Annotated in this window: 5 protein-coding genes; all 5 read right to left on the bottom strand. The window is 61.5% G+C overall.

The window, feature by feature from the left end; genetic code table 11:
* Positions 1-144 precede the first annotated feature (144 nt).
* The 5 genes from ATN37_RS32310 to ATN37_RS01775 all read right to left on the bottom strand — a co-directional run bounded on the left by ATN37_RS32310 (position 145) and on the right by ATN37_RS01775 (position 6789).
* A complete protein-coding gene (locus ATN37_RS32310) occupies positions 145-654 on the bottom strand; it encodes a hypothetical protein (protein WP_134771765.1) in 510 nt (169 codons plus the stop codon).
* Between the two features lie 472 nt (positions 655-1126).
* Positions 1127-1747 carry a hypothetical protein gene (locus ATN37_RS01790; protein ID WP_021334469.1) on the bottom strand — a complete coding sequence of 207 codons (621 nt, stop codon included), beginning with the start codon at positions 1745-1747 and terminating at the stop codon, positions 1127-1129.
* Positions 1748-1866: 119 nt separating this feature from the next.
* Positions 1867-5622 carry a LysM peptidoglycan-binding domain-containing protein gene (locus tag ATN37_RS01785; protein WP_021334468.1) on the bottom strand — a complete coding sequence of 1252 codons (3756 nt, stop codon included), beginning with the start codon at positions 5620-5622 and terminating at the stop codon, positions 1867-1869.
* Between the two features lie 97 nt (positions 5623-5719).
* Entirely contained in the window at positions 5720-6175 is a 456-nt protein-coding gene (locus tag ATN37_RS01780; protein ID WP_211919433.1) for a TadE/TadG family type IV pilus assembly protein, read from the bottom strand.
* On the bottom strand, positions 6172-6789 hold the full coding sequence (locus tag ATN37_RS01775) for a TadE/TadG family type IV pilus assembly protein (protein ID WP_021334466.1): 618 nt from the start codon (positions 6787-6789) through the stop codon (positions 6172-6174). Before ATN37_RS01775 ends, ATN37_RS01780 begins: the two co-directional genes overlap by 4 nt.
* Between the last annotated feature and the right edge of the window lie 176 nt (positions 6790-6965).

Here is a 6965-nt window from a genome sequence, read left to right as displayed (position 1 = left end):
CGCTGTTCCACAAGGGCAAGCTCCTCGAACGACCCGTCGAGATCACCCCGGAACCGTCACCGGACACGCCGGTATCCGAGGTCGCCTGACACACCTTAATCCACAGAATTTGACGATTCCTCCCCTACGCGACCACTTCTTCTGTCACTTTGTCACCAACACCTGCATTTCTCCGACCCGAACCTCAGTGGTAGCGGTCGGAGTGATCGGAATAGTTCCGCCGAAGCTCGCCGTAGGGGTAATCGCCGTCCACGACACCACCCAAATCGAGCTAACCGACGGACGGAAAACCCCACCGGGCTGGCTCTGAGAAGACTTGCCTAAGAAGTGATTACAGGTTGGACTCGGCAGATCCATCGCCACATCGGTATACGGAATTGAATTGACCGGGCACACCGGCGGGATAGTCGGTAACCCATCTCCGTAATTGACTGCAAGTCCTGTGTTCACCGCATTCAGGTTGACGGTGACAACTCCTGTAGTAACCGTGCGGTTAATCGGCCCGGTTGTCGACTCCGAAGGGTTGTTCACCCACAGCCAGCTATTGAAACCGACCAAACCGACTTTTTCTCCCGTGCTTGTCGGCTCGGGCGTGATTCCGATGTCGATCGGCTCAACCTGCAACGCCGAGACCGCAGATGAAACAACGTTCATCACCTCCGCGAGGGACACCGGGGTGGGCGGGACATCAATTCCTGGTGCAGCAGGCGCGGGGGCACAGTTGTTTCGGAGGTTGCTGCAGCTGTTGCGTTGAAGGACCGGAGGGCCGCTATTTGCGGGAGCGGCACCGCCGCCGCCCGCTCCTGCTCCACCACTGCCGCCCGCTCCTGCTCCACCCGCTCCGCCACCACCTGTTTGCATCCCCTGGGACGCGCCTGAAGCACCTCCTCCGGAGGGGACGGAAATGTAGCCGCCACCTGCGGTGACCGTATTACCTCCGACGGCACCACCGCCCCACGAATCACCTGGAGCCGCGTAGGCCGATGACTGAGTTACGAGCATCATGCTCATGCAAACAACGATACTGAACATCGCCGCTGAGGAGCGACGGAAAGCTCTTGACATGCTCAACTGAACACCTCCTAATTCGGCTGAAAGTTTGGGATTCGTAGAATGTTTGGTGAAGTTATGGCGAGTCACAGGATGTACCTGGCTTCGTTGGTTGACTTGCAATTCGCCAGCCACTCGCGTCCGGCCATGCTGAGTTTCTGACGGTGAACTTCGCGAGCTCCGGAGCGCGATTCGGACTTAGCGCGCTCGTTCCGTCAGGCAAAGTCGAACTCAGTGCGGAGATATCTACGCATGTCCGCATCTCCACGAAAGCCTCGCCAGCAATGGGGTTCCCATCTGCGTCCTTTGGCGCTTCCTGTTTCGTCACCGAAGTATCTAGAACTGTGATCGCACCCGAACCGACGACACCCTTCGATCGCTGTGTCGTGATGTCCCCCTTGATCCCCGACAACACCGGGTCGACAGCGACACCATCCAATTTATTGATATCAACCGCTGGATCATTTTGGATGCTTGCGAGAACTGCGTAAAACTCGTTGATCTTCGCGGTTGCTGCTTCTGTTGCCTGTTGTTCTGGTGACTTGAGCGTTCCCTCCGGTCCTGTGAGGATCGGCTGTTGTGTTGACGTGGGAGCGGGATCGGCGGTGCCGTCCGTTCCACAAGCAGAGACAACGGCGGCGGCTGTGACGAGTCCAAACGTCAAAGCTGCCGTCTTGCGGAAGATGTTGTGTGTCATGGTTTCCCCCTTCGGGGCTTCCGGTTCGGGAGCCCTATCGGTGTTGTTCGGAGCGTATCGGCTGGACGTGATGCTTTCGCATGTCCAGTTGTTGGGTTCTCTGGGTCTGTTGGTTGGCATCAGGATGCTCTCTGGGTGATTCGGTAGGGGCGTTCGCCGGTTGTGTCGTGGAAGTCGTCGAGTATTTGGAGTAGTTCAGCTGTCTGCTCGTTGGGGTCGACGTCGAGTTCTGCGAGTTTGGTGAGCAGTGTGTCGATGAGGCCTTGTGTGGCTGTGATGTCGTCGCTGCCGTGGGTTGCGATGATCGCGAGGCGCCAGAGCCCTTCGTGGTATTCGTCGACGTCGAGGCCTTTTTGTGCGAGTTCGAGTGCGGTGCGCGTGTCGCCTTCTTGTAGGTGACGTGCTGAGAGTTCTTCGATGGCGTCGGTGAGTTCGGAGATCATGTTCTGGCGTAGTTCTTCTGCCCAGCCGTATCGTGCGGGTGCTTTTTTCGTGGTGAATGGGGTTCCTTCCACGAGGGCGACGGCTGTGGTCAGTTCGTTGTGGTCGGCGGTGGCGGGGTGGCCTCCGATGAGGTTGTTCCAGATGTCCCAGTCGGTGTGGACGGTGTCGTCGAGGCGGTATGGGGTGTTGCCGGTGTTGTCGAAGACCTTGGGGAATGCGAGGTCTCCGGTGGCGGTTTCGCCGAGGAAGTTGCGGAGTCTGGTGAAGGCGGTGTTTCGGCGGGCGGTGCGTTTTGTGGTTTGTTCGGAGAGGCTGAGGTTTGCGTATGTCTGTTTGGGCCAGATCTTTTCGTCCACTTGGGGTCCGCGGATTCCGGGGTGTGGGTGGGTGGCGATGAGGGCTGCGAGTTCGGTGAGGTGAGGTCGTCGACCGACGTCGGATCCTTCGTTGAGTGCTGTCACGCGTGGGGTCCCGAGGACGTGGATCCAGATGTGTTCGTCGACGGAGGGCGCGTTGTCTGGTGTCGGCGCGATCGCCATCGCGAGGGGTGGTGTGTTCTCTGCGGCGTCTGGTGTGTTGTTGATCGATGATTCGTCGGCGGGGTCGAGGTAGGTGAGGGGTTCGGTGTCGGCTTCGTCGTCGTCGAATTCGGTTGTTGCGGTGTCGAAGTTCGGTTCTGTTGCGAGGATATGGACGGTCGGTGCCTGGTGGGGTAGGAGGTCGTCGACCGATGTTGCTTCTGCGATGCGGTCGTCGAAGGCTTCCGCTGTCCATGGGTCGTTCTGGGAAGCGGCGTCGGCGATGGGGTCGGCGTCTGCTGTTTCGAGGACGTCGATGATTGCGTCGAATTCTGCTTCGGAGATGCGTGCGGGTGTGAGGTCGAACGCGGGTTTGCCGGGGCGGCGCAGTGTGGCGGATCCGTCTGCTGTGGTGGTCAGTGTCCAGTCTGCTGTGGGGTCGTCTGCAGCGGTGACCGCGGCGAACGCGACTCGTGGTGCGTTGGCGAGGATGTTGTCGAAGATTTCGCGTTGTGCGGGTGTCAGTGGCTCGGACAGCAGGATGATTTCGGGATTGGTGATGGCGCTGTCGGTGTATTGGATGCGGGCCTGCGCGATGTCGTCGATTCCGTTGTCCGCGAGGGCCTGTGCGTCGGTCCGTGTGTGGCGGGCGAGACGTTCGAGGACTGCGTCGGCGGTTGGGGCGTATTCGATGAGTGCTGATCCGTCGGTGTTCGGGCGCGCGAGGGCTTCGCCTGTGCCCACGAGGGTGAGCTTGAGGTTGTCGCCGAGCGGGGAGAAGGCGAGGAACACTGCGAGCGCTCGGATGATGTCGCGAGCTTCAACTGTGGGGGCTGCGATTCCGAGGTGGGAAAGCTGTTCGAGGTTGAGGAGCAGTCTGGATCCGCCCTCGATTTCGCCGATTTCCACCAGGGCCGGGTAGGGGCTGACGGTGGTGAGTGGGGGGTCGAGTTCGTCGTCGGCGGTGATGGTCCAGGCCGACGTCTCGGCGTCGCGTTGCCATGGGGCGGGTAGTTCGATGTCGTCTACGAGCGCGAGTTCGATGCTGCGGTCGTGGAGGAAGACTCCGAGCAGCGCAGGCAGTGGGATGGAGTTGGTGCGGCAGATGTCGGCGACGTCGCGGAGTGCTTTGTCGAGGAGGTCGAGGAGGGCGGGGTCTGCGTTGTCGCGGATCTGCTGTTCGACGAGGGCGGTCGAGGGCTGGGGCATCGGGATGCGTTCTCCACGGCGCCGGCGGTTCTGCTGTCGGCGGCGGAAGAGTCCGACGCCGGCGAGGAGCGCGATGCCGGCGAGTGCGGATAGTCCCATGACGGTTTTGCTGTCTTGGGCGTTGTCGGTTGAGGTGAGGGCTGTCGTTGCTGCGGTGTTTTCCGGCACTTGTGGGGCGGCGGTGTTGAGCGGGACGAGTGTTTCGGGGCTGTCGGTGTCTGCGGGTGCGGCCTGTTGTGCGGCGGCCTCTGGCGCTAGTTCTGGTGCTGCTTCTGGCGTAAGTTCTGGTGCGATTTCCGGCCTATTGAGCTGCTCGGATTGGGAAATCGGTGCGTCGATTGCACTTGGAGCGGTGGGGGCGGAGGCGAGGGGTGAGTTCTCGTTGAGGTCCGGTGCTGGTGCTGGCGCTGGGGGGACGTCAGGCGCTTCGCTGGGGGCAGGTACGTCAACAGATACCGGCGGGGCAGGCTCGGGCGCCGGAGCTTCTGCCGCTGGGAGCGCGGGTGCCTCTGCAGCGGGAGCGTCGGGGATCTCGATACCGAAGATCCGCGCGGCAGCTTCCTCCGCAGCACGCGCTTCGGCCTGAGCCATCTCGTCGCCGCCGGGCACCAGCGCCGGTAGCTCCGGAACATCGGGAACCACCAACGGTGACTGCTCCCCTGCTGCCTCGGACGGTGCAAACGAAGCGGGAGACTCCGGAGATGCGGTTGGGGCCTCTGCGACGTCCGGAATCAACTCGGGCGCGGGTGCAGCTTCGGGCGCGGGCTGCTGCGGTGCAGGTTCGGGTGCGGGCTGCGGTGCGGACGATTCCTCCGCGGGGTTGGGCGATGCTGCCGGCGGCGCTTCTTCTGCGCTGATTGAGGTGGGCGTCAGGAAGAGTTGTTGGCCGATCTGGATCACGTCTGTAGTCAGTGGTCCGGTGGCGCCGTGGATTTGGGGGTAGAGGGAGCCGTCACCGAGATACGTTTCGGCGAGGTCCCACAGTGTGTCGCCGGCCTTTACTGTGTAGGCGCCGTCGAGCTGCTTCTCGGGGGATGCAGGCAGTGTGAGCGTGAGGCCTGCGTCGATCCAGGCTTCGTTTGGGATTGCGTTTTGGTTCAGTGACTGGATTTCCGGATAGCGTGTTCCGTCTCCGAGGTGCCGCTCGGCGAGGCCCCATAGTGTGTCGCCCGATTCGGTGACGATTGTTGTTCCGGCAGCTGTCTGTGCTGGTGTTTTCGTCCAGGAGGGGGCGTTCTGTTGTGGGGTCTGGGTGTGGGTGTCGTTGAGGAAGGCGGGTGCGCTGATCGAGGTGGGTGAGGTGTGGTTGGGTCCGAGGATGTCGGCCGCGGGGGTGGCTGTTGCTGTGCCGGCTGTGATCAGTAGGAGTGCGCCGCTGACGAGTATCGCTGCCGAGTGTTGTTGGAGCTGGAGTCCTTTGATTCGTCTGACTTTGACGCCGCGAAGCGCTGCAGCGAGTTCGATGATGATCGAGTAGGTGAAGGTGCCCCAGGCGATCCAGCCGATGATTGTCAGTGCGGAGAGGAAAAGGGTTCCGTCGTCTTGGGTGGTGAGTGCTTCTTTGACGGTGTCGAAGGTCAGGCTGGTGATGCCGGCGAGGGGGTTTCCGGCGAATGTGTAGAGCGCGAACGGGATTCCGGCGGTGAGCGCGAGGAGTGCAATGAGGTAGAGCAGGCCTTTGAGGCGGGCTGCGGCGACGTTCACGTCGTGGTCCTCTCGCTCGTTCGGAAAGTGGTGGGAGTTGTGGTGCCTTCGCTGCTGGGGTGCGCGGGGGCGGGGTGGGGCCGGGTCCCGGGTTCGCTCATGGTGCGCCGATCGCTCCGGCGCCGGTGTTGGTGCGGTTGAGGTTCACGTGTGCTGTTCCGACGACTGTTTGTTCTCCGAGTCCTATGAGGCCGAGGACTTTCGGTGTGTAGTGGGCTGTCGTGGTGATCAGGAGGGTGTTGGGGCCGGTGGGGACGACTACGCCTTTGATGTCGGTTGCGTTGAGGTACTTTTGCGCTTCGATCATGGCGGTTGCGGGGTTGACGACGACGGCTGTTCCGCGTGCGGCGAGTGGGGTGATGACGGCTTGGCCTGCGGCGCGTGCTGCTTCTTCTGCTACGAGTTGGGCTTGTTGTTTGGCGTGGAGTTTTCCGCCGCCGTCGACAACGAGGCCGAGGCAGAGGAGTAGAGCGAATGCTCCTATGACTGCCCAGAGGACGATTGATCCTTGATCGTCTTGTTTGTTGCGGAGTTTCGCGATGAGTGTGTTCATCGGACTCGCTCTCGGTAGGTGTCGATCGGTGAGGAGCTTGTGTGCCGGATGGTGCGGACTCCGCTGATTCCGACGAGTCCGAGCGAATCGAGGGAGACGTCGCATGTGACGGTCGTTTGGACGGTGGCTCTCACGCCGGGTCGAGTGCGGAAACCGCTGGCGTCGGTGCTGATGGAGAGGTTGACGCAGTTGAGCCCTTTTGCTGCGAGGTCCGATGTTGCTGCTTCCTCGGCGCTCGTGAAGGCCTGGGACATTGTTCGTGCGAGGGAAGCTGATCGGGATGCTTCAGCTGCTGCGTGTTCGACTTTCTGGTGAGCCATGGTGACCATGCCGCCGACGATGACGACGCCGATGAGGAGCAGGATGAAGGGCGTCAGTATGACGAGTTCGAGGGTTTCGGCGCCGCGGTCGTTGGCGTGTATTCGCCTGCGCAGGTTGGTCAGTGCGTTCAGTACGGTATGGGGCGGTAGGGGAAGAGGATGTCGGGGTCGAATCCGGTGGTTACCCCTAGGGCTAAGAGAAAGAGTGCGAGGGATGTGGCCACGAGGAGCCGGTTTCTGCGTATTCGCGTCATGGGTTTCTCCACTCGTAGGACGCGTGTGTGTCGTGTTCATGGGATGGGGTGTCCGGTTCCAAGGATTACGGTGACTATCGCGTCTGGGCTGTAGAAGTAGAGAGCCGCGGTAATGGATCCGGTGAACAGGATCCCCCAGATTATTTCTTTGAGGGATAGGCGACTGTTCTCATCCGCGGTCTGTTCATTCCTGAGTGAGTCCGTCATTGCGGTGAC

Source organism: Rhodococcus sp. MH15 (assembly GCF_019266045.1).
GTDB lineage: Bacteria > Actinomycetota > Actinomycetes > Mycobacteriales > Mycobacteriaceae > Rhodococcus_F > Rhodococcus_F qingshengii.
Note: the sequence above shows the minus strand (reverse complement) of the source record. Positions and strands in the feature narration are given on the sequence as shown.